This is a genomic window from Robinsoniella peoriensis (genome assembly GCF_000797495.1).
Classification (GTDB): domain Bacteria; phylum Bacillota; class Clostridia; order Lachnospirales; family Lachnospiraceae; genus Robinsoniella; species Robinsoniella peoriensis.
Genome location: NZ_JTGN01000011.1, coordinates 63110 through 87473 on the forward strand (window position 1 = coordinate 63110; position 24364 = coordinate 87473).

The window sequence follows — 24364 nt, forward strand, 5'->3', positions numbered from 1 at the left end:
ATTTTCGGAAAATGTCAAAATTTTTTAAAATTGCAGGAGAAACATGGAACATCATGATTACTTTAAAAGGTTATCTCTCCACATAATGCCTATATAAACAAATTCACATTAGCCTCTTCCGCGTCCCCAAGATACGACGCCACACCTGCCAGTTCCACACCGTCTATCAGCTCTTCTCTGGTTATTCCCATAACATCCATTGACATGGTGCATGCCACCAGTTTAATCCCGCTTGCCATGGCATGCTGCATTAATTCTTCCAGTGATTCTACATTTTTATCCTTCATTACTTTCTTCATCATTTTCGTACCCATACCAGCCATATTCATCCTGGATAGTTTTAATCTCCTGGTTCCTCTTGGCATCATAGCACCGAACATTTTTTCAATGAATGGTTTCCTGACAGACTGTTTTTCTGTTTTACGCAGTGCATTCAATCCCCAGAAGGTAAAGAACATGGTCACCGGCCTGCCCATTGCTGCTGCTCCATTTGCAATGATAAAGGAAGCCAGCACTTTATCCAGATCTCCGCTGAATACAATTAAAGTCTTACCCTGTGGAAGGCTTACAGCATCTGCCTGGGAAACTCCCTGGCACACATTGGTTCCTTTTTTGATATAGACAAGGTTCTCTCTGTCTTTCCGCTCCGAATTAACAAATGTATTTCCTGTTCTTTTACACCATGCTTCAATATCTCTGACAAATCCCATATCCGTTGCAGAAACCTGCAGGATCTGATTCTCTTCCATTTCTCCCAGGGTTTCATTTACTTTCATAATAGGCCCCGGACACTGAAGTCCGCAGCAATCCAGAATTTTCATTTCTTTTTGTGCTGGAACGGATTCTGCTTTTACCTGCGCTGCTTTTATATCATCCTTTACCATTTCTTCTGAATCCTCCTCGTCTTCCCTGTCCTCATAATGCATTGATTTATAGAAACCAGTACCTCCGGACAATACCTTTACGTTTTCAAATCCATTTTGCATCAGTATCCTGGCTCCGTTGTAAGACCTGACTCCTATGGCACAGTATACGATGATCATCCGGGTTTTCTCCAGTTCTCCCATTCTTCCCCGGAGTTCTCCAAGCGGAATATGATAAGACCCGGGAATCTGATATACCAGACGTTCCATCTCCTCGGTGACATCCAGGATTGTAAAAGCCGTATTTTCTTCCCCCTGCTCCTGAAGTTCATCCATTTCATCCCATCCAATAAAAGAAACCATGTGATCCAGTACATTGTGGGCTGTAAATCCCAGCATATTAACCGGATCTTTTGCTGAGGAATAAGGCGGAGCATAAGAAAGTTCCAACTCTTCCAGATCATATATGGTTCCATTTAAACGCATGGTGACTGCTAATGTATCGATTCTTTTATCTACACCGTCCTGACCCACAATCTGCGCCCCTAAAATTTTACCTTCCATGTCAAACAGCATTTTTAATGTAAGAGGGACTGCACCGGGATAATAACCGGCATGGGACTTCTGGTTAATCAAGACCGTTTCATAATCTTCGCCCTTTACCCTGCCCATTTTCTTCAGGGTCTTTTCATTTACTCCCACTGCTGCAGCAGTCAGGTCAAAGACCTGTGCTACGGAGGTTCCCTGGGAACCATGATATTTCTTTTTATCCCCGGCTATATTATCAGCACAGATCCTTGCCTGCTTATTTGCAGGTCCTGCAAGAGGAACCATTGCAGGATTCTTTAATACGAAATTTTCAACCTGGATCACATCTCCTACCGCATAGATATCCGGATTTGTGGTTCTTAAGTATTCATCTACCACAATGCCGCCCCGTTCATTTAACTGAAGCCCGGCTTCCTTAGCCAGGATACTGTTTGGGCGTACTCCAATGGATAAAATTACAAGATCTGCCGTTACTACTTTCCCGCTTCCCAAGGTAATCTGTGTTGTACCTAACCGGTCTTCAAAGCTGGAAACCCCATCACCCAATATCACTTCCACACCGTTCATCTGCATGTTTTCATGGAGAAGATGCGCCATTTCTTTGTCAATTGGCGCCATCACCTGATCCTGCATCTCGATAATGGTTACCTCAATTCCTGCCCGGTGCAAGTTTTCAGCCATCTCAAGACCGATGAATCCTCCGCCGATGACTGCTGCTCTTTGGGGATGTTTTTCCTCTGCAAATGCCTTTATTTTATCGGTATCCGGTACGGTCCACAGTGTATAGATTCCTTCTCCGTCAATCCCTTTAATCGGCGGCTTTAGCGGGGATGACCCTGTTGCTATAACCAGATTATCATATACTTCTTCATAAGTTTCATTTGTCTCAAGATTCTGAACCGTAACACATTTGCGGTCCGGTTGTATTTTTATAACTTCGCTGTAAATACGGACATCTATATTGAATTTCTTTTTCATTCCCTGGGGTGTCTGTAAAAGCAGTGCATCGCGGCTTTTGATTACATCTCCGATATAATAAGGCAGACCGCAGTTTGCATAAGAAATATAGCCCCCTTTTTCAAATACAACTATTTCCATTGATTCGTCGCGTCTTCTAAGGCGTGCCGCAGTGGTGGCTCCACCTGCAACCCCGCCAATAATCACTGTTTTTTTACCCATATTATCATTACCTCTATTCTGATCATTTTTGACTCCGGCAAAAACTGGTTTCCATCGGTTTCGCCGCAAGATCATTATCTTAATATCATTATAATGGTTCTAATTCTCATTTACCGTGATCAAGTCACAAAACAAAAAAATGGAAGATTTTTATCTCTTCCATTTCCTGCTTATCGTATCCCGTATCCGTTTGTTTTTAAAGTCGCAACTGTTTTTTTCCAATTTTCTTCTTTTACAAAAACGTAGTCTGTATTAAAGGTGGATATTACAAAAATCCCCACTTCATGTTCCGCCAGCAGTTTCGATAGCTTGGCAATAACTCCAATCATGGAGAAATCCAGCACCCCTTCTATCCGAAATCCTCTCCATCCGTCTTCCCGCTCTAAAAATTGGTCCGGAACCATATTTTCCGGGCAGACCAGGGACAATTCTTCGTCCGTTTTCCCTGTAAATACAAATTCTTCGTCATATGGGATCTTTGCCCCTGCCTTAAGCTTGCACACACTAAATTTTGGTTCTAATAATCTTATATACATATTATTTTATCCTTCCTGAAATCAAATATTCCAATTATATGCATTTATTTTACAATGCTGCTTCATTCTTTACAAGACTTTCATAAAAAAATGAATGCCTTTTCAATGTCCAAGCTGCATTTTATATAAATTACCATATAATAAAAAAGCGATATTTAAAAAGGAGACTTCCCATGCCACATCACTATCAATACGGTTCTCAGCCTAACCGATGCAATATGGGTCAGAACCGATGCACCCAGGATTCCCATTCCCCTTCCCAAAAATGCCGGAATCATAACATGGTTGAACACGCTCAGACAGTTGGTCCAGGCGGCCCCGTACTTTTACAGGACACCATTTTGCATGAAACTCTTGAGACCTTTGTCCATGAAAAAATCATAGAAAGAGCTGTACATACGAAAGGCTATGGAGCATTTGGATACTTTACGGCCTATCAGTCTATGCGCCCTTATACCAAAGCATCCTTTTTACAGAAACCAGGTCAGGTAACCTACACCTTTTCACGGTTTTCTTTTGCCGTGAGTACAAAAGGAACCCCGGACACCGCCCGGAATGTAAGGGGATTTTCCACCAAATTCTATACAGACTGCGGCGTTTTTGATCTTCTCTGCAACCATATTCCTGTATTCTTAGTAAGAGATGCCATGAAATTCCCGGCTGCCATCAAATCCCTGTCACCGTCACCGGTAAACAACATTCCAAATGCACAGGCATTTTGGAATTTCGTGGCGGAAACTCCGGAAGCGACTCATTTTGTAACCCTTCTGTATTCAGATCTGGGGACGCTGGCAAGTTTTCGTTGTATGCGTACATACGGCGTCAATACTTACGTCTGGGAGAATGAAAAAGGAGTTCGGCGTTATGTAAAATACCATTGGATACCATCCTGTCAGGAATGTACTTTAACCCGGGAAGAAGCAGCAAAACTGGCTGGCGAAAATCCCAATATTGCAGGGGAAGAATTATACAATACCCTGGCCGGGGGTGAAACCTACCAGTATGAACTCTGCGTTCAGTTCATGAATGTGGACGAAGCCTGCAGCCTCACATTTGATCCTTTAGATGACACAAAAGTCTGGAATCAGGAACAATTTCCTCTTTCAAGGGTAGGATGCCTCACCTTAGACCGCAATGTGGATAATTATCAGCAGCAGGTAGAAAAAGCTGCCTTTTCCCCTTCTAACCTGATTGATGGAATCCAGCTTTCTGCAGATAAGATGCTGCAGGGACGTTCCTTTATCTACTGGGATGCACAGCGAAGAAGAATTGGTCCGGATTTCAGGGATGTTCCGGTCAATCATGAAGAAAAATGGACACCAGGACAATTGGTTTCCAGCGGCACCGGGGAATGTATCTCCGGCTCCATTGAACGCTCTGAAATTCTAAAAGAAGACAATTTCACCCAGGCTGGGGAACGTTATCTTTCTCTTTGTCAGGAAGCACGTGACCATCTGGTTGACAACATTGCTTCCGAATTGTATACCACTTCTGAAAATATTCAGAAATGCGTGCTCAGCTACCTGTTCGCAGCGAATCAGGAATATGGAACCCGAGTTCAGGAATGTATGTGCTGGTATCAAAGACAGCATTAATTCTCATAATAAGAAAGGAAACAAACTTATGTATTTTGAAGGTTTACTGATTGGTTTATTTGCATTTTTGACCATTGGCGTGTTTCATCCCATCGTCATCAAAGGAGAATACTACTTCTCCAGTAAAATCTGGCCACTCTTCCTGCTTGCCGGAGTTCTTTGCTTAGTCCTTACCGTTAATATTGAAAACACCATGTTCTCTTCCCTGTTCAGTATCTTAAGCTTCACCTGTTTTTGGAGCATCGTAGAATTAAAAGAACAGGAAGAGCGGGTTGCCAAAGGCTGGTTTCCAAAGAATCCAGACCGCCCGGAAAAATTAAAATTAAAATTTAAAATGAAAAAGCCCTGTAAGAAGTCTTCCAAAAGTGTTTCATAATAACTAATTCCCTATTTCCCCATGAAAATACCTCCTAAGTAGATTTTGGTTATTACCTTGTCTGCTTAAGAGGTATCATATCAGATAATGGGACCGCCTTTCTTAATTTTTCTGTTATTTCCACCCACCTGGAAGATAACCCATTGTTGCAGCAATCATATCATTGGCTAAAGAGCGAATATCATCTTCACTGCAGTTTTTACCTGTAAATGCCGGATCATTGAGAAATGCTTTTACAACAGCTTCTTTACTGCAGTTCATGGCTGCCTCCATGATATATTCATGATTTTCAATATGCGGCATAATCAGGGTTTTTACGGAATCCGGTATCCCGCCTGCTACAACCGGGCGGATGGCATCCCGTTCAAACACTGCATTTGTTTCTACCACTGCACCCAGCGGAAGATTGGGAATCTGTCCAAAGCTGTTTGGAATATTCACATTGCTGATAACCCGTTCAAGCCCGCATAATGCTTTTATCAAAAGAATCCCTTCTTCTCCGGTAGGCCTTAATTCCACTTCTTCTTCCTGTGTCAGCAGTTTTTTACTTTTGTCCAGACGATTTTTCAGGTCTTCTTTTCTCCACTCAACTGTTGTCAGTCCGAATTTCCATTCTTCTACTGAATCTGGATCTTTCAGGTACTCATTTCCCGGCATAAACTCTGCCAGATGACGGTCTCCTGCTGCTGCAATCAGACCATACCTTCGAAACAGGTCAAACTTCACACGGTGTGAGCATGCAAAACATGCATTTGCCCAATTGGTATCTCTTTCCACATACCCTTCTTCAAAGTGCTTCTCTATATAATCCCGATACACCGGGAACAAGTCCATTCCTTTATAAGATGCATAGTCAAACCACGTAAAATGGTTAATACCCAGAACATTCACCTGTATATCTCTGCGGTTGACCTCTTCCAATCCATAAGTATCTTCTAAAATGCCTTTTAATACTTTCTGGGTGCCAAATACTTCATGACAGCATCCAAAAGCCTTTATCCCGGGGAAGACCTCGTACAGGGTTTTTACACACAGAGACATTGGATTGGTATAGTTTATTACCCAGGCATTTGGTGCATGGTCACGGATTGCTTTTGCGATTTCAACAAACATGGGAATCGTCCGCAGTGCACGGATCATTCCTCCCGGACCTGCCGTATCACCTACTGACTGGTAAATTCCAAGTCTTTCGGGCAAATGCACATCTGCTGCCATTTCTTCAAAAGTCCCCGGTAAAATGGAAATCACAATAAAATCTGCACCTGACAGTGCTGCCTGCAGGCTGTCATAAGTTTTATATTCCCATTTTCCCACCGCTTCGCTGCGTTCACTTACATGATTTCCAATGACTTCATTTGCTTTTGCAGCCTCTTTGTCGATATCATATAAGCGGATGGTACCACTCATGCGGGGTTCCATAGCCAGATCCGTCATAAATGTCCATGCCCATCCTCTGGAACCTCCCCCGATATAAGTTATTTGTACATCTGATGCTTTGTCGTGATTATACTTCATGCGATTACCTGCTTTCTTTAAATTAATTACTGTTTTCAATGCGTACCCGATACCTGCAGCTTTATGAACTACTGGACATTACGACAAAATATAATATAATGTTTTATATATTCTATATCTAGTACATCCGGACAGTAACGATAGAGTACTAGATTATTCATACAAAGGAGACAAATATGCGCAAAGTCCTGTATAGTGAAAGTATCGACGGTATTATGATTGACCGGGTCGTACGAGATTACGAATTTACCATGCCATCCAAACACACCCATGATGAATATGAGATCTATTATCTGGTGGAAGGTGAGCGCTACTATTTTATAGAAAAACAAACTTACCACATTAAAAAGGGAAGCCTGGTCTTCATAAACCGCAACCAGATCCACAAGACCGGTCAGTACGGCGACTCCTACCATGAACGTATTGTGATCGAATTTCTGGATGAGCCTTTTTCTACATTTCTTGCTTCTACAGGGGAACTTTCTCTGGCTGAGTTTTTCCGAAAAAACCAGGGGGTACTGCAGCTGGATGTTCCCCGGCAGAAATATGTCCTATCCCTCCTGGATGGAATCGCAGATGAAATGTATACCTGTGATCCCGGATACCGGATGATGACGATGACAAAGCTTGCCAGACTTTTGTTCTTTGCCATGCGCCATTGGTCAAACAGTGTTTCATCTGCTCCAACCACTGCACTTTCCACATCAGCTACTCATCAGAAGGTGTCGGAAGTGGCCTCCTTTATTACCGCAAATTATGATTCCGCCTGTTCACTTGCCCATATAGCCGATCATTTTTATATGAGCAAAAGCTATTTAAGCAGAATTTTCAAGGAAATAACCGGCTATACGGTCAATGAATATATCAATGTAAACCGCATACAGCAGGCGCGGGTTCTGCTCGCGGAAACGGATTTAAGTATCACGGAGATTGCAGAACGGCTGGGCTATGAAAGCATCACCTATTTTGAAAAGATCTTTCGTAAGCATACCGAAACTTCTCCCCTGAAATACCGGAAGCAATTCAATAAAAGCATTGCACTGCCCCGTCCAAAATCCTTTGGTGCGGAAATTATGGAATCCTGATACAATTTATTCCATGATTTCCCTGTTAGAACAAAAAAATTAATACGGAAAGGGATGTATATTTTCGTATTCCACTTCCCACATTCCATTCTCTGGAAATCCGGGCAATGTTTTCCTGCATCCTGCATAACCGGCAGTCATCATAGCCGCAGCCAGCAGAAGCGAACCATTTCCCGGCAGATACAGAGGAAGATCCGTCCGTCCCGCCTGATAGTTGTTTCCGCTAATTACATATGAATTCTTGGGAGAGTCTTTCAGCAGAATATCAATTGCAGTTTCCGGATCATTCAGCCTTATGGCAGTCATTGCCATCATAGCAAAGTCCCAGCCCCACATTGTGGTAAAGTCCCAGCAGTCAAAGACTTTCTTTAAAGTTGCTTTCATCCGGTTCTTAAGAATACGGTCTCCGGGAATCAGACCATATGCTCCGGTCATGGACGGATGGTCACGCCCCCACTCTTCAAAGGTGGCAGGACAGGTCTCACATGCCAGATAAGCCCCCGCTTTCACTGATGACGGTGCCATATGTTCTGCAGTATAGATCCAGTTTTCCGACTCTTTCCCCAGACGTTCTGCCCACCTGGCAGCAATATGCAGGGTAAAATGCCAGTATTCTAATTCAAAGGTGGGATTTTTCGTTGTCCCGGGATCATGTTCCTCCTGGGCAGGAATCAGCGGTGACGGCAGGTCATAATATCCGGTCATCTCGTTCCAAATGGTAAAGTCACACATAAAGTCTGCTGTTTCTTTCACCACCTCCCAGTACTCCTCCAGCAGTTTCTGCCCGCCGCCATTTTGATAAACCAGTTCCAGCATATAGATAATATGGGGCTGCTGCCAGATCAGCAGCACTGCTATAAAAGAAGGACTGTCTACCCCATCATAAGCTACCATCTTCGGCCACCTTGCCCCCCGGTAACCATTCCCAGCTGCATTCTCTTTTGCTATCTGAAGATGCTTCCGGTACCAGTCCAGGCTCTTTTCTAAACGATCTCCCTGATTCCAAAGCGGTAACCAGGCGCAATGCCAGGGGTACATTTCCAGATGGAACTTTCCGTACCAGCTGTTGCAGGTCAGCCCCGTTTCCTGGGGAGGCATGGACCCACAGGATTGCAGCTTCAGCAGATATTGGGAAAGAATGATCCTGCGCTCCAGTTCAAGGGCTCTCTTATCCTTTGACCGGTGGAGATCGATCATTCCACAGATATCCCAGAACTTCTTCCATTCCCTGCGGCTGCTGCTTTTCACCTGTTCATAATCCGGTATCTGCACCTGTTTACCAGCCGAAAATCCTATGGTAAAAGTCAGTATCCTGCCATAATTTCTAAGGTTTATGCAATGACTGTTATCCGTTGCCAGTGCAGACTCACTCTCCCTGTTTAACATCACATGATACTGATCTCTGTCCAGTATCCGGTGAATATGTACCATTCCTTTTAAATCGGTACAATCCCCATCCGCTCTCCTGGTTTGATGCCACTGCCCATGTTCCCAGTCGGATGCCGTAATATCACTGCTGCCATAAGGAAACATGATCCCCACGGTGAGCTCCCCTGTCTTCAATGCTTCTGAATCCACTTGAATTCCAAGTACATCCCATTCTCCGGCACAGATAGTCTTCACCTCTGCCGGGTATCCACAGATGGTAAATCTGCTTGTTATAATTCCTTCATACAAGGACAACGTCTGATCCACATTTGTAATATCCGATGAAGGTATCTCTTCCCCATTCCACAGAAAAGTCAGCCTGCATAAATTAAGTCGATGGGGATTTTCACGCAGCCAATGATAGATTTCTTCATTTCCCGGCTGACAGTCAGATGCATAGCTGACTATCCTGTCTCCATTTTTGTATTTTGTTTTTACTACCTGGGAGGGCTTAAAATAAATGTCTCTGTTTTCTCCTGCCGGTGCGGTATGCCATCCCCATTGGCTCATAGTGCAAAGTGGTACATGGGCTTCCTTTTGCTCCCCGTAAAAAGTCTGCAGCCCGGTTACATCCACGGTAAACGCAAATTCTCCGTTTCCCACCGTTAACGGTGACTCTATACTGGCACAAACAAGATGGGGATTGTGCCTGCTCAGCAGCAACTGTCTGTCAATCATAGCATTCTATCCTTTCAATCCGCTGGTACTGATTCCTTCCACCAGATATTTGTTAAAAACCAGGAAAATGAAAAATACAGGAATCAGGGAACAGGTGGACATTGCGAACATCGCACCGTAATCCGTTGTAGAGGAAGCATCTGCAAACTGTTTAATTGCGATGGATGCCGTATACATCTTAGGTTTATTCAGATAAATCATAGGTGCCATAAAGTCATCCCATTTCCAGTAAAACTGAATGATTACCGTTGTTACAATAGATGGCTTTAGCAGCGGGAAAATGATCCTGGTAAAAATGGAATATTTGCTGCATCCGTCTATGGTTGCTGCTTCATCCAGTTCTCTTGGAATCCCTTTTGCAAACTGCATCATCTGATAGATGAAGAATGCCTGTCCGAAGAAATGGGGCAGAATCAGAGGTAAAAAAGTTCCCACCCAGCCAAGCCTGTTGTATATAATATACTGCGGCACCAGAATAATCTGAGCAGGCAGCATCATAGTACAAATCATGGCAGTAAACCAGATCTTGCTTCCCTTGAATTTGATTCTGGCAAATGCATAAGCGACACATGCCGAACTAAATACGGTCGCCGCCGTAGAGATACCAGCTACAATAAACGAATTTGCAAAAAATCTCCCAAAAGATATTCCTCCAAACCCGGACCATCCATTTGTAAAATTCTCAAATCTCCAGTTAGGGGGCAAAAGTTTCAGCCCGCCATTTAAAATTTCCATGTTATTCTTAAAAGCACCACTGATCATCCAGAGAACCGGATAAATCATAATCAGCCCAAATCCGCATACAAACAGATGGTAGAAGAAAGTGCCAAAGCGATGTTTTGTTTTCATTCCCATGTCAGCTTATCCTCCTTCATCCTATTGGTCTGATTCCGAGAATACCCAGAATTTTGACGATTTAAATATCACAAGTGTAACGACACTGATCAGAACCAGCATAATCCAGGACATAGCGCTGGCATAACCCATATTGGAATACTGGAACGCATGTTTATATACATATAACGCGTAGAAATTCGTTGCATCGTTTGGTCCGCCCTGGGTAATTACAAATGCCTGGGTAAAAGACATAAATGCTGATATTGTCTGCATTACCAGATTATATAAAATAATAGGGGACAGACATGGCAGGGTGATCTTGAAGAACCTCTGAAATTTATTTGCTCCGTCAATATCTGCCGCTTCGTAATAACTTCCGGGAATTTCCTTTAGCCCTGCTGCAAAAATAATCATAGAGGAACCAAACTGCCATGCAGCCATAGCAATAAGAATTCCCATTGCCGCATTTGGATCTCCAAGCCAGGAAATCTTCTTCATGCCTATTCCGGTGAGAATAGCATTGGCAAGGCCTCTGGTAGAGAAGATTGTCTTCCATACCAGGGCTACTGCAATACTGCCGCCGATCAATGAGGGAACATAATATAAAGATCGGTAAAAAGTAACGCCTTTTCTCTTCTTTGTCAACAGATATGCAACCAGAAGGGCAAATGCCAATTTTACGGGAACGGAAATCACAACGTAAATAACGGTCACTTTCATCGAATTCATAAATCGCTCGTCCGTCAGCAGACTTAAATAATTCTGCATACCAATAAAAGAAGCATCCTGCCCTAATTTGTAATCTGTTACCGAATAGTACATGGATACTAATATTGGAATCAGGGTAAATCCCAGGAATCCAACGATAAATGGCAGTGAAAACAGATAACCTGCCGTATTATTGTTATGTATAAACTTCTGGAATTTACTGCTTTGTTTCTTTTCCATATCCATTCTCCTTTTCTTCCATGGATGTCAGCAATTTTAATTAAATTTGCTTTGGGCAAATTCTACTAATTTCTGTGCCGCTTCCTCCGGTGTTAATTCTCCATACTGCACTTTTTCTACTAACAGCTTATCCTGGTCTTCAATTTCTGTCTTGGGTTCCGGACTGATTACATTACTGTCCTCCAAAGGGAATTTACCAATTTTATCAACAAAGTCATAAATCACCTTATTTGCGTCATCCGCCTGCGCTTTTACTTCCTCTCTTACCTTAGACATGATAGGAACACCGCGCTCTCCGTTTAACACTTTATTTGCCTCTAAATCATTTACAAAGTAATTTACAAATTTTGCTGCTTCTTCTTTCTGTTTGGAGTTTTTTGAAATAGAAAGCATCTGTGAGGATTGAACAATCATGCCGTAAGCGCCGTCTTTTGTAATACGGGGAACCGGTGCAATCTTGATTTCTCTTCCCGCAGCATTGATAATGGAATTGATCTGGTTGGACGCAACCCAGGTCATACCTGCATCTCCCGTAACCAGATAATCATTTTCAATATCCTTTATTTCTTTAATTGCTCCTGCATCGGGATATGATCCTGCATCGGTCAGTTCTTTTATCATAGAGAGATAATCTGCCATCGGCTTTGCGTCTGACCAGGCAAGCCCATTGCCTTCTTTATTGAAGAAATTGGCATCTTTTTCTGTCTGAGACACTCTCTGGGTCACCCCGGCAATAAAGTTATCCATTTTGGAAGTACCAAAAATCCCCAGCTTTTCTGTGATTGTAAGACAGTCCTGCTTCCACTCCTCCCAGGTCCAGTCATCGGATGGTTCTGTCAATCCGGCCTCTTCAAAAACAGCAGGATCATATGCGATTCCATATGTATTTGTTCCAATAGAGATACCTACCTGATCCCCGTTATTATTCTGGGTTGTTTTCAAAAATGACTCCGTGGTATCCTTTACATCAATTGTCCCATTATCGATATAACTGCCAAGCATCTCTATGTTATTTTCATATTTGGGGAAATTGCCTCCCAGCTGGAAAATATCCCATACATCATCAGCAGCCACTAAAGTATCCAGCTTTGTAAAATAGCTGTCAAAATCATAGAATTCCGCTTCAATTTTTACATTTGGATTCTGTTCCTCATACATTTCAATTACCTTATTGGTGGCATCATGTCGGCTTTGTGATCCCCACCATGCCATACGTAAGGTAATCTGGTCTCCGGAAGCTTCCCCGGAACCCGCCTGTGTTTCTTCCCGGGTGCCATCTTTTGACACCTCCGTACTTTTGCTGTCCGAACTGCCGCCGCACCCCGTCAAACCAGCAACCATAGTCCCCGCCAATAACCATGCTAAAGCTCTTTTCATTTTCATAATTAACCTCTCCATTTCTTCTTATTTTCTTTCGTTTGTCCTGATATGTTGACATTCTATACGAAACTTTCTTTTAAGTCAATATACATATAAAAAGTGCATAAATAAAATTGATTTTCCATCATTTTCAAACTATATTTACTTTTTTATTTGTGCAAATTGGACAAAACAAACCCTGAAATTTCTGGCATTTTTTTTGATTGACCAAGAGTTGACACACTCCCCTGCCCGCTTTATAATGGATTGTACGAACTTTTACACAAGAGAGTATTTGAAAAATGCATGAAACGTATTGGAATAATACTCCGGAAAAGGAGCCATCGAATATGATAAAAAATCTCACAAAAAATGCCCGCCGCCCGGAAGGGACATGGGGCAGTCTGATGATTCATAAAATGAATTTAGGACATGCCCGCCTGACAAAATGGGCACTTTACCAGCTGGATCCAGAGCCGGACTGCAAAGCGCTGGATATTGGATGCGGAGGCGGAAAAGCAGTACGTCGCCTTTTGAAGTTAATTCCCCAGGGAAAAGTCTACGGTGTAGACTACTCTCCTCTTTGTATCGAACGTGCACTAAAAGAAAACAGCCATTTTATTGCAAATGGAAGGGCAGATATTTTAAAAGCCAGTGTCTCCAACCTGCCATTTCGGGATCATGTTTTCGACCTGGTAACCGCTATTGAAACCATTTATTTCTGGCCGGACATTCATTCTGACTTAAAAGAAGTACTCCGGGTTTTAAAGCCCGGCGGCAGATTGGCAATTATATGTGAAATGGTACAGTCTGTAGACGATGATCCTGACAAATATTCGGAAGTGACAAAGCTTTTGAAAATGCATATTCCTTCTGCACTTGGTTTGAAAAAAGCGATGCTGGAAGCTGGTTTTTCAAAAATTCGCGTCCGTAAACATCCCAAACATGGGTGGTTATGTGTCATTGGAGAAAAATAATCAGCACTTGCCAAACTTTTAACTTTTCAACAATTCCCTCTTTAAAACAACTGGCCAAAACGTTCACGGCACCCCGGTGCAAAGGAAATATGACCGGTTTCTTCTTTTACTTCCCGGATGGCACACCCCTCTATGGATTCATGAGGCTCCACGTGCCCTCCCCAAGGAGTAAACCCACACCAGTCATACAATACCGGTAAAATTCCAGGTATTCCTTTTCAAAAATACTATCTTTTAGATATACAAAGTTAAATTCACGTGCCGCCTGGAAGTTTTGTATCGTTACCTTTTTTAATTTTCCTTCTCTGATTTCTCTTCTCACCACAGATTCGTAGGCAAATGTCAATCCCAGCTTTTCCTGTACCAGATGTTTGATGACTGCAAAATTCCCCATTTCACTCAGCTTTTCAAACTGCCCGATGCTCAGATTGTGTTCAGCCAGTATATCCTCCAGAATCCATCTCGTTCCCGAACCTTTTTCCCTTATAATCAGCGGATACTTCGTGATATCATCCATCAGCATTTCTTCCTGTATGGGAAAATCAGCGGCACACACTGCAATAAATTTTTCGTTTGCCAGAAGCACGTGACTGTAGGCATTCTTGTCAAACCGTCCTTCTACAACTGCAAAATCTATTTCACCTCCATCCAGTTTTTTCAGCAGTGCCGCTGTATTTTCAACCAGCATGGACAATCTGTTTTGGGGATACTCTTTTAGATACGCGGCTAAAATAGGCGGCATCAGATACTCCCCAATACTCAGGGTAGCTCCAAACCTGAAATACCTGGCGGCTGCAACAGGCTGCTGCATTAACTCATGAATTTTTCGGCTGTTCGCCTCCATTGTCAGTGCCGACCAGTAGAATATCTGTCCTTTTGGCGTAAGTGTAAGTTCTCTTGCTTCATGGTCAAAAAAATTCATCCCGTATTCCCGTTCCAGATATTGAATATGCTGGGTAACTGCCGGCTGGGTAATATGCAGGGAATGTGCCGTCTTTGTATAATTTTTTAATCTGCATAATTCAAGAAAAGTTTTTATTCTAAAATCTAACATACGTCTCCTTAATATAAATATATATTATAGTTTTATAAAATTTAATAATTTTATTTTATAACCAAATGATGGTAAAATCAACAGGAATTGAAAAATAGTATAAAGGAGTGAATGTTTTGAAAAAATTTACGGAACCACTGAAAAATTTGATTCCAGGATTCATCGTCTGCCTGATTATCTCATGTATCGCTCAGATAATCAGTTCATTTGTACCTGCTGTGGGCTCTGCCCTGTTTGCCATCGGCATCGGCATTCTTTGCGGCAATACATTTTTAAACAGGAAATCCCTGAATAAAGGATGTAAATTCTCTGAATCTATGCTTTTGGAGTATTCCATTGTACTCACCGGGCTGACACTTCATCTGTCCGATATCCTTGGTGTAGGTATCTCCGGCATAATTTTTATTGCACTGCAAATGTCCCTTACCATTACCGGGACCTACCTCATCGGCAAACGGCTGGGCTTTCGCAAAAAATTCTGTCTGTTGATGTGCGCCGGAAATGCAGTCTGCGGTTCCTCCGCCATTGGAACAATTTCTCCGGTGATTGACGCAGATGCCAAAGATAAAGGGATTTCCATTACGATTGTAAATATTACCGGCACTTTTCTGATGGTAATTCTGCCGGTCATCACAGGCATTTTATACCATAATGAGACAATTCATGCTTCCGGTATGATTGGCGGAGTGCTGCAATCCATTGGCCAGGTTATTGCATCCGCTAAATTTATCAATGATGACGTGGTACAGATGGCAACCATATTTAAGATTATCAGAATTGTATTCCTGGTTGTAGTGGCGTTGGTTTTTTCCAAAATGAACACTGCTGATGGGGAAAAGCTCTTTATAAAGAAACCCGGGAAGAGCACGCAAAGTACAAGAATTTCCTGTGGGATTCCCTGGTTTATCATTGGATTTTTCATTTTCAGTATTATAAGCAGTATAGGCATAGTACCCCTTCCGATGATAAAAGCTGCAAAATTGATAAGCGGACAGTTTGAAATCATAGCCCTGGCAGCTATTGGTATGCGGGTGAAATTCCAGGATCTTTTGGATGAAGGCCCAAAATCAATGCTGTATGGGGGACTGGTTGGCACCATGCAGACTGTATTGGCAATTGTCCTGCTCTTCCTGCTTTAAGTGCGCTATACTTTTTAAAGCAAATATACTCCATTTCATAAAAATACCGCACCCGGGCGGCTGCTTTCGCAATCCCCTGATGCGGTAACGGGCTTTCATTTTTCCGGAAATCCCGGATTCCTATTCCGAATATTCCACCGGAATGATGATCTCTGTGACATATTTACTCGGATTTCCCTTAAAGATCATTCCAGGTCCCCTATGATACACTTCTCTGGAAGGCGTAATGCAAGTATAACCCTTCTCCCTGGCATAGTCGAGCAATGCCTTGTATGCTCTGTGAAGTCCTTCATAACTACCTGTGTGCATGGTACAGATTGCCTTATTTACAGCCGGCAGCTGTTTGGATCTGATATTCTTTCCCTCTGTCAGACCTTTTGCAGGCACACAGATCTCAATATCTGCTTCTTCTTTAAAATCATCGTCATGGTAACAGCAAAATGGTTCGCCGGCTCCTTTTCCCTTGATTTCCCTGTAAATCTCAGCCATATACTTGCCCATATCCTGATACCTTCCCTTAAATCTTATCGATGCCGCTGTGACAGCAGGGAAACTTTTGATCTCAATTTTATATTCCATAGATTCCACCTCCGCGTCTTTGGGTTTCAAATAGCGGTCCATCCGGCGGATAAGTTCCTTTTCTTTTTGAATCTGCCTGCGGATCATATCCTGCTTTTCTTCCAGATAATAGGATATATCTTCTGTACTTCTGCAATTTTCCATAATATCCTTCACTTCCGCAATACCAAAACTCAAATTTCGCAGAAACTGAATCAGTTCTGCTTTCTTAAAATCTACCTCACTGTAATAACGGTAACCGTTTTCGGCTCTGTGGGATGGTTTTAAGATACCCGCTTCGTCATAATAACGAAGCGCTTTCACCGTTAACCGGGTGATTTTAGAAAATTCACTTATCTTATACATGTTCCGCCTCCCTGTTACACTCATTGTAAACCTTCCTGCGCGGTGGAATGTCAATCCTTTTAATTCAATGAATCTTCAAATTTCTGTACATTATCTTTTTTCCCTACTACAACAATAATGTCTCCCTCCGAAAAACGGTAATTGGGGTTTATCTCAATGTCTGTTTTATTCTCTCTCTCAATTGCAATGATATTCAGCCCATATTTCTGGCGAAGATCTGCTTCAAGGATACTTTTGTCCACCAGGGAGCCGGATAATTTAATTTCTGTAATTTCCACATTATTATTTAAAGAAATGTAATCTAAAACACTGTTTGCCAGGAGCCTGTTTGCCAGACGCACAGCCATATCACTTTCCGGATATACTACCTGTGCCCCTATTTTTTCAAGGACAGCTCCCTGATCCGGGCTGATCGCCTTTGCAATGACTCTGGGTACTCCCAGGCTTACCACATTCAGGGTCGTCAGAATACTGGTATCAATTTTCTCACCTATGCAGACTACCACCGTATCACAATTTTGTATTCCAATTTCTTCCAGAACTTCTTTGGTAAGCGTCTCCGCCACAAAGGCATTTTCCGTAAATTGTCTCAGCTCTTTTACTTTACTTTCCGTATTATCAATTACGATAACCTCTTCTCCTGCCTCTGCAAGTGTTTTGGCAAGTGCCGTCCCAAATCTTCCAAGCCCAATAATACCATAGGAATATGTTTCTCTATTTTTTCTCATAATGTTAACCTTTCTGTTTTATATTGCTAACCTATAATAATTGTTTCTTCTGTATAACTTACATTCGAAGTTGCCTTAAATGCCCATAAAGATGCAATGGTCAGCGGTCCAAGCCTCCCGATAAACATGGTAATAATCAGTACCACTTTACTTGCCACACAAAGATCCGGTGTAATTCCCGTAGACAATCCCACTGTACCAAATGCAGACGTCACTTCAAAAAACAACTGAATAAAAGAACAGTCCGGCTCTAAAATACATAGTGCAAATGTACCGGTACATACTACAAGCAGCGCCAGGAACGTAATGATAAAAGCCTTTGTGATTACCTCTGTGGGAATCTTACGGCGAAATGCTGCACTGTGCTGATTCGTAGCCGAGCTTTTGGTAGCCTGCATCAATGCAAAAAAAGTACTGGTTTTAATACCGCCTCCGGTAGATCCCGGTGAAGCTCCGATAAACATTAAAATAGTCAGAACAAACAACCCGGCATTTGTAAAGCTGCCGATTGGATATGTACTAAATCCTGCTGTACGTGCGGAAACACTCTGGAAAAATGCTCCCAGCCAGGTGATATCTTCTGTCAGCTTCAATAGAATCGTACCAATAGCCAGCAGGAAAATACTCATGGTAATAACTACTTTAGAATGAAGCCTTAGTTTCTTAAAAGAACGTGTCTTAATTATATCTAAAATAACCAGAAATCCCAAACCGCCAAAAATAATCAGCCCGCAGGTAGTCAGGTTTAAAAGTACGTTATTCTGATATGGTATCAGGTTTTGTAATCCTCCCAGAATATCAAATCCGGAGTTATTAAATGCTGCCACCGAATGGAATAAACTGATGCCAAGTGCATCAAGCGGTGGAAAATCCTGTACAAATACAATAAAACTTAAAATTACTCCGGCTCCTTCAAAACACAGGGTCATAAGTAACACAGCCTTAACCAGACGCACAACGCCTTTAAAACTGTTCAGGTTCATGGCTTCTTTTACTAAAAGCCTCCCCTTAATTCCCACACGTTTTCCGGCTGCAAGAATAAAAGTAACACCGACAGCCGTAACTCCTAAACCGCCTATCTGAATCAGAAGTGCCACCACCGTTCTTCCAAACACTGTAAAATGCTCTGCCGTGTCAATGGCAATTAAGCCCGTTACACAGACTGCGCTGGTGGATGTAAATAAGGCATTGATAAAACTTACTTCAGCCCCATCATTTACCGATATGGGCAGCATCAAAATCAAAGCACCTGCAAAAATAACCAATGCAAATCCCAACGCAATCAACCTTCCCGGTGATTGCTTTTTAAAAAATTTCATTTCGTTCCTCCTGTGATTTCATTATGCAAATACCGAACTCAAAAAACTTAAAATGCACAAAAAGACATAATCTGCGTAAAAATCAGATTATGCCTCTTTCCATTATTTTCTAAGGTTTTTGCCCTAAACGTCCCCTGCATATATCACAAATGCCATCATTATCTTCTGAACTGTCCATATTGCAAAAATCCTTTCTCTAACTTATCAGTAAATTTATTTGACTCTATTATATTTAACTGTATAGAAAACGTCAAGGTATTTTTTAATATACAATAACCGGTGTTCCAATCTCTACTGCTTCATAAATTTTTTCTGCATTATCATAGGGCGTGTTCACACATCCATGAGAACCATCTGTCTTATAGATCTCTCCGCCAAATGCAGGACGGTTCAGGTCATGGATACCCACGTCCCCATTGAATGGCAGCCAGTAATCTACGGGTGATGCATAACCTTCTCCCTTTAGAATCGCGTTACGCTTCTTGGCATCTATTGCCCAGCATCCACCCTTCGGCGTATCCCATCCTTTGGAAGAGTTTCCGGTTACAATCGGAGTGTCTACAATCAGGTCTCCGTCTTTATAACACCACATCCGCTGTTCTTCAATGCTTACCTCTACGTAAGTATCACCAATATCATTTGTGGACCGGTCCATAGCGGTATAGACATATTCCGGTTCCAGAGTCTCCACCTTGCCTGCTTTTAAAGCCTCTAATAAAATCTCGGTTGTAGCATCCACATCCGTCGCCCAGCCATAGTCTCCGCCCTCCAAAGTGATCGTATCTCCTTTTGAGGTCTTAAATTCCCTGCTGAGTCCGAACGTATCCGTTTCCGCCGCCATTTTATTGACCCACTGCCTTACTTTATCTTCATCAATGGAGTATTCTCCATTATCCCCTTCAACCAGCCATTCTCTGATCTGACCTCTGTCTGCTACCATCTTACGGTCAACAAAATCGAAAGTAATCTCTGCCTGGGTTAAGCGGTTGAGTTCTTCCACCTGATTAACCATTTTTTCATTGTTGCTGTAGACTTCAGGATTCTTGTAAAGTCCTGCTTCTTCAAAAGATAGTTCTGTTTTATGTTTGTCTACCGCATCAATAATTGCCTGTTTCACCTGCTCCTGATCCATGGTATTTCCCGCCACTTCCGGGACGATCTCAAAGCCGGTGGCCGTCTCTTCTATGTAAGCATCTTTCGGTTCCACGATATTTCCATCCTTAAAACACTTTAAATTCTTAACCAGTGAAGACACCAGCTCTTTATCATAGGAAGTATTAACCGATGTTTCGTAATTCTCTTGTTTTCCCATATGTAAAAACCATAAAAATGGCTCCTGGGCTTTTAAGAGCTTCTCTACTTCCTGTTCTTCATCTGTGTACTGAAAACCCAGCTGTTCCGCCGTAATCACTTCTTCAAAGTTATCACGTCCTTTTAAAGTAAGATTGTATACAAGGATACTCTCCTGTATCTTATCCTCTACCTGGGCAACGGTTGCATTACTGCAATCCAGACCGTTTATAACCGTGCCGCCGTAGAAATGCTTCGTAAAATAAACTGCAATTCCCAGGTAAACACCAATTATAATCACGAAAAATCCAATTACTACCCCTAAAATTATTTTTTTCTTCTTAGTATTTCCCTTCATTTTTTCACCCCTTATGTCGTACTTTTTCAGCTCACGATACACTGATTTTCTTTAGCCTGAACATGTTTGATAACTGCCTGCTGCATGATCGTTACATGACAGGCTCTCATACAGTATATCATACCAGATTAATATATAAAAGTCATGTATGAAAACTTAAGCAAAAGTTCATATTATAGATGTTGCTAATGCTTTTTTCCTTGTGTATAATGGGTTACATCTATGAATAAAATATTAACAGCAAGTGAAGGATTGAATCATGCATAAGAAATTCCAAAAATTGTGTCTCGTTTTGCTGGTACTTACCACATTCTTTTCCCTTAATATGAATGTCTCTGCAGGCAGGTTTTCCAAAGTTCCTCCTGTCTCTATCAAATTAAAGCGTCCTGCTCTTTCCGTAAAAGAAGGCCAGACAGTAAAATGTATTGCACATGTGGTACCGCAGAATGCCACCAGAAAAAAGATAAAATACCGCTCTCTTAATATGAAAGTAGCTAAAATATCTTCCAAAGGACTGATTACCGGTATAAAACCTGGCAAAGCAGTCATCGTCTGCTCCGTAAAAGGAGCTGCATCAGTGAAAACAAGATGTACGGTAATTGTGTCCCCTAAAAAACCAGAAATTACCTTTAAAAAATATGTACAGAACCTCTTTGCAGGTGAGTCAAATAAGATCACTCCTTATAAAAACGGGAAAATAATGGCAGCTGACCGGGTAACATTTGTTTCCAGCGCCCCCGCAACAGTGTCGGTTGACAGCGCCGGCAATATAAAAGCTTTGCAGACCGGAACAGCTGTTATAACAGCTTCATCTGTGAAAAATCCGTCATCAGCCTCCTGTACCATACGTGTAAGTAATCGATCTGCACAGGGAAAAAGCTCAACTGTCTTTGTTGGAGCTTCCAGGACAAAAGGTAAAGAACAGATCCTGGATGACCGTACGAAAAACATTCAATTTATTACAAAAAGCGGTGCAAGGCTTCCGTGGTTTCAAAACACCGCATTTGTAGAATTAAAAAAGTTCCTGGATAAAGATCCCGGACGAACTGCCGTCATCTGCATGGGGGTCAACGATATGCAGGATATTGAAGGATACATTGCCCTCTGTCGGGAGCTTATGAATCAGTATCCACAAACCAGAATTTATATTACTACTATTACACCTGTGGACAGCACCTTCACTTATCATACAGATGCTCAGATCCGGACTTTTAACCGTAAATTAAAAGCGGCTTTTGGCACCAGTGTAATCAATACCTACCGCTATCTGAATAAAACCGGCTTCGAGACTATAGACGGTATTCACTATGAACGGTCTACCTGCGCCAAAGAACTGGACTATATTCTGGATGCTATCGGCAAATAAGCATCAGCCGCAGCCAATGCGGCATCTTTTTAACTACTTAATAATGCAGTATCGCAGGCGGAACCTGCGATATGCAGGGGGTATAATAATGAAAAAATCCACAGTAATTTCAACAAAAGAGTATTCCACAAAAGTACTGCCTTCTATGATGAGCAACCATCTCCTTCCGTTAGATACAGTAGAAGGATACAAGGTTCGTCCAGGATTTTATGAAATTAACGGCGCCACTGCTATACCGGGTGGAATCAGTTTTACCGTTCATTCCCATAATGCCGTCTCCTGCGAACTGCTGCTCTACCATCCCGGACAATGCTCACCCTATGCCGTCCTGAAATACCCCGATACTTATAAGATCGGGCATGTCTTTTCTATGATTGTATTTGGTCTGAATATGGCGGATTTCGAGTATGCCTTTCGTCTGGATGGCCCTTACCAGCCGGAAAAAGGGTTCATTTTCGATAAGACAAAGCCGCTGCTGGATCCCTATGCCAGAGCTGTAACCGGACAAAGTGTGTGGGGTGTGCAATCCTCATGTGATGTCCAGTACCGGGCACGGGTCGTAAAAAACAACTTTGACTGGGGCAACTTCAGTCAGCCCCTGATTACAATGGAAGATCTGGTCATCTACGAGCTTCATATCCGGGGATTTACAAAACATATCTCCTCAGGAGTTCAGCATCCGGGAACTTTTGACGGATTAAAGGAAAAAATTCCATATTTAAAAAGGCTGGGAATAAATGCGGTTGAACTGATGCCGATTTTCGAATTCGATGAAATGAGCGACCGCAGGGAAGTGAACGGAAAAGAACTTCTAAACTACTGGGGCTATAATACCGTGGGCTTTTTTTCTCCCAATACCAGCTACGCCTCCCATAACGAAGCGAACCAGGAAGGACTGGAGCTTAAAAATCTGATAAAGTCTCTCAATGAAAACGGCATAGAAGTAATTTTAGATGTAGTTTTTAATCATACGGCAGAAGGAAATGAAGCCGGACCGTATTTTTCTTTTAAAGGATTTGACAACAATATCTATTATATGCTGACGCCGGACGGAAAATATTATAACTTCAGCGGATGCGGCAACACCTTAAACTGCAATCACCCCATCGTCCAGCAGATGATACTGGAATGTCTCCGCTACTGGGTCACCAATTACCGGGTTGACGGATTTCGCTTTGACCTTGCTGCCATCCTGGGCCGTAACGAAGACGGTTCTCCAATGAGCAAACCTCCGCTGCTGCAAAGTCTTGCATTTGATCCGATACTTGGCAATGTAAAACTGATTGCGGAAGCCTGGGATGCAGGTGGTCTCTATCAGGTGGGTACCTTCCCGTCCTGGCACCGCTGGGCGGAATGGAACGGAAAATACCGGGATGATCTTCGGAGCTTTTTAAAAGGGGATTACTGGCTTGCTCCTGAAGCCGTTAAACGCATTATCGGCTCTCCGGACCTCTATGACCCCAAACAGCGGGGCTATAATGCATCTGTTAATTTTCTGACCTGCCACGACGGTTTCACCTTATATGATCTCTATTCTTATAATGAGAAGCACAATGAAGCAAACGGATGGAATAATACGGATGGAACCAATGATAACCGCAGCTGGAACTGCGGCGCAGAAGGTGATACCACAGATCCGCAAGTCTTAAAATTACGTCACCGGATGATCAAAAATGCCTGTGCCGTACTGATGTGCAGCCGTGGCACCCCTATGTTCCTGGCTGGAGATGAATTTTGCAATACTCAGTTTGGGAACAATAATCCCTATTGTCAGGATAATGAAATTTCCTGGCTGGATTGGACTCTGCTGGAAAAAAACCAGGATATGTTTGACTTTTTTTCCTATATGATAACATTTCGCCGCAGCCACCCTGCGATTAGATGCAGCCTCGCACCCAGTTTCTGTAATCTGGAAGCCATCAGTATTCACCAGTTAAATCCCTATGAAAGCCATGTTACTTCCGAATCAAAAATGATCGGTATTTTGTTTTCCGGACGGCTTCCCGATGAGTCAGGGGATGATATTGTGTATCTGGCTGTCAATGTTTACTGGGAACCACTGACTATCACACTTCCTTCATTGCAGGAGCCGCTGAAATGGCAGCTTGCAGTCAATACTGCCGAAGAAAATCCGCTGAGAACATGCATCCAATCCTCTGATATGGCAGTCATGGAAGATCATGCTTTCCGGCTGGAACCACGTTCTGTTGCCGTGTTTACTGCCGCCCAAGTGAATCATCATTAAACTTTCAGGTAGAATA

General features: G+C 42.5%; 20 protein-coding genes. 7 read left to right on the plus strand and 13 right to left on the minus strand.

Translation table 11 applies throughout. The features are described from left to right. Positions 1-89 precede the first annotated feature (89 nt). Complete coding sequence (locus QR40_RS20725; protein ID WP_044296617.1) at positions 90-2591, minus strand: CoA-disulfide reductase; 2502 nt, start codon at positions 2589-2591, stop codon at positions 90-92. A gap of 170 nt (positions 2592-2761) precedes the next feature. Continuing rightward, on the minus strand, positions 2762-3127 hold the full coding sequence (locus tag QR40_RS20730; protein WP_027296901.1) for an ACT domain-containing protein: 366 nt from the start codon (positions 3125-3127) through the stop codon (positions 2762-2764). A gap of 173 nt (positions 3128-3300) precedes the next feature. Here QR40_RS20730 and QR40_RS20735 point away from each other — a divergent pair, with 173 nt between their 5' ends. Beyond that, positions 3301-4722, plus strand: a complete 1422-nt coding sequence (locus tag QR40_RS20735) for a catalase (protein WP_200889765.1) — start codon at positions 3301-3303, stop codon at positions 4720-4722. 28 nt (positions 4723-4750) lie between these two features. After that, positions 4751-5098 carry a DUF4491 family protein gene (locus tag QR40_RS20740; protein ID WP_044289784.1) on the plus strand — a complete coding sequence of 116 codons (348 nt, stop codon included), beginning with the start codon at positions 4751-4753 and terminating at the stop codon, positions 5096-5098. A 114-nt stretch (positions 5099-5212) separates the two neighbouring features. On the opposite strand, the gene QR40_RS20745 is transcribed toward QR40_RS20740, so the two are convergent. Continuing rightward, positions 5213-6613: a family 4 glycosyl hydrolase gene (locus QR40_RS20745; protein WP_044296618.1), complete on the minus strand. Its 1401-nt coding sequence runs from the start codon at positions 6611-6613 to the stop codon at positions 5213-5215. Between the two features lie 176 nt (positions 6614-6789). Between QR40_RS20745 and QR40_RS20750 the strand changes: the two genes are divergently transcribed. Beyond that, complete coding sequence (locus QR40_RS20750) at positions 6790-7698, plus strand: AraC family transcriptional regulator (RefSeq protein ID WP_044296619.1); 909 nt, start codon at positions 6790-6792, stop codon at positions 7696-7698. A gap of 39 nt (positions 7699-7737) precedes the next feature. Here QR40_RS20750 and QR40_RS20755 read toward each other — a convergent pair whose 3' ends face one another. The 4 genes from QR40_RS20755 to QR40_RS20770 are packed head-to-tail and all read right to left on the minus strand — an operon-like array spanning position 7738 to position 12972. Then, a complete protein-coding gene (locus QR40_RS20755) occupies positions 7738-9804 on the minus strand; it encodes a hypothetical protein (protein WP_044296620.1) in 2067 nt (688 codons plus the stop codon). A gap of 6 nt (positions 9805-9810) precedes the next feature. After that, positions 9811-10659 carry a carbohydrate ABC transporter permease gene (locus QR40_RS20760; RefSeq protein WP_330373838.1) on the minus strand — a complete coding sequence of 283 codons (849 nt, stop codon included), beginning with the start codon at positions 10657-10659 and terminating at the stop codon, positions 9811-9813. A gap of 21 nt (positions 10660-10680) precedes the next feature. Then, a complete protein-coding gene (locus QR40_RS20765; protein WP_027296896.1) occupies positions 10681-11589 on the minus strand; it encodes a carbohydrate ABC transporter permease in 909 nt (302 codons plus the stop codon). 36 nt (positions 11590-11625) lie between these two features. Beyond that, complete coding sequence (locus QR40_RS20770) at positions 11626-12972, minus strand: ABC transporter substrate-binding protein (RefSeq protein ID WP_052430971.1); 1347 nt, start codon at positions 12970-12972, stop codon at positions 11626-11628. 326 nt (positions 12973-13298) lie between these two features. On the opposite strand from QR40_RS20770, the gene QR40_RS20775 reads away from it, so the two are divergent. Beyond that, a complete protein-coding gene (locus QR40_RS20775; RefSeq protein ID WP_044296622.1) occupies positions 13299-13925 on the plus strand; it encodes a class I SAM-dependent methyltransferase in 627 nt (208 codons plus the stop codon). A gap of 41 nt (positions 13926-13966) precedes the next feature. On the opposite strand, the gene QR40_RS32345 is transcribed toward QR40_RS20775, so the two are convergent. Further along, the gene (locus tag QR40_RS32345) at positions 13967-14077 is read right to left on the minus strand and encodes an NUDIX domain-containing protein (RefSeq protein ID WP_242849173.1); all 111 of its coding nucleotides are present in this window, start codon (positions 14075-14077) and stop codon (positions 13967-13969) included. Beyond that, entirely contained in the window at positions 14056-14979 is a 924-nt protein-coding gene (locus tag QR40_RS20780) for a LysR family transcriptional regulator (RefSeq protein WP_044296623.1), read from the minus strand. The genes QR40_RS32345 and QR40_RS20780 overlap by 22 nt, the downstream gene beginning before the upstream one ends. 116 nt (positions 14980-15095) lie before the next feature. Between QR40_RS20780 and QR40_RS20785 the strand changes: the two genes are divergently transcribed. Continuing rightward, positions 15096-16118, plus strand: a complete 1023-nt coding sequence (locus QR40_RS20785) for a YeiH family protein (RefSeq protein ID WP_044296624.1) — start codon at positions 15096-15098, stop codon at positions 16116-16118. Positions 16119-16238: 120 nt separating this feature from the next. On the opposite strand, the gene QR40_RS20790 is transcribed toward QR40_RS20785, so the two are convergent. From QR40_RS20790 to QR40_RS20805, 4 genes are all read right to left on the minus strand, one after another. After that, on the minus strand, positions 16239-17042 hold the full coding sequence (locus tag QR40_RS20790) for a MerR family transcriptional regulator (RefSeq protein WP_044296625.1): 804 nt from the start codon (positions 17040-17042) through the stop codon (positions 16239-16241). 59 nt (positions 17043-17101) lie between these two features. After that, on the minus strand, positions 17102-17770 hold the full coding sequence (locus QR40_RS20795) for a potassium channel family protein (RefSeq protein WP_027296891.1): 669 nt from the start codon (positions 17768-17770) through the stop codon (positions 17102-17104). Between the two features lie 26 nt (positions 17771-17796). After that, positions 17797-19089, minus strand: coding sequence for a TrkH family potassium uptake protein (locus QR40_RS20800; RefSeq protein WP_027296890.1), 1293 nt, complete (start codon positions 19087-19089; stop codon positions 17797-17799). A gap of 262 nt (positions 19090-19351) precedes the next feature. Continuing rightward, positions 19352-20737 (minus strand): L,D-transpeptidase family protein, encoded by a 1386-nt coding sequence (locus tag QR40_RS20805; protein WP_044296626.1) that lies wholly within the window; start codon positions 20735-20737, stop codon positions 19352-19354. 259 nt (positions 20738-20996) lie between these two features. Here QR40_RS20805 and QR40_RS20810 point away from each other — a divergent pair, with 259 nt between their 5' ends. Together QR40_RS20810 and QR40_RS20815 are read left to right on the plus strand one after the other, a co-directional pair. Continuing rightward, on the plus strand, positions 20997-22103 hold the full coding sequence (locus QR40_RS20810) for an Ig-like domain-containing protein (RefSeq protein ID WP_044296627.1): 1107 nt from the start codon (positions 20997-20999) through the stop codon (positions 22101-22103). A gap of 88 nt (positions 22104-22191) precedes the next feature. Beyond that, positions 22192-24348 (plus strand): glycogen debranching protein, encoded by a 2157-nt coding sequence (locus QR40_RS20815; RefSeq protein ID WP_052430973.1) that lies wholly within the window; start codon positions 22192-22194, stop codon positions 24346-24348. The last annotated feature ends 16 nt before the right edge of the window (positions 24349-24364 follow it).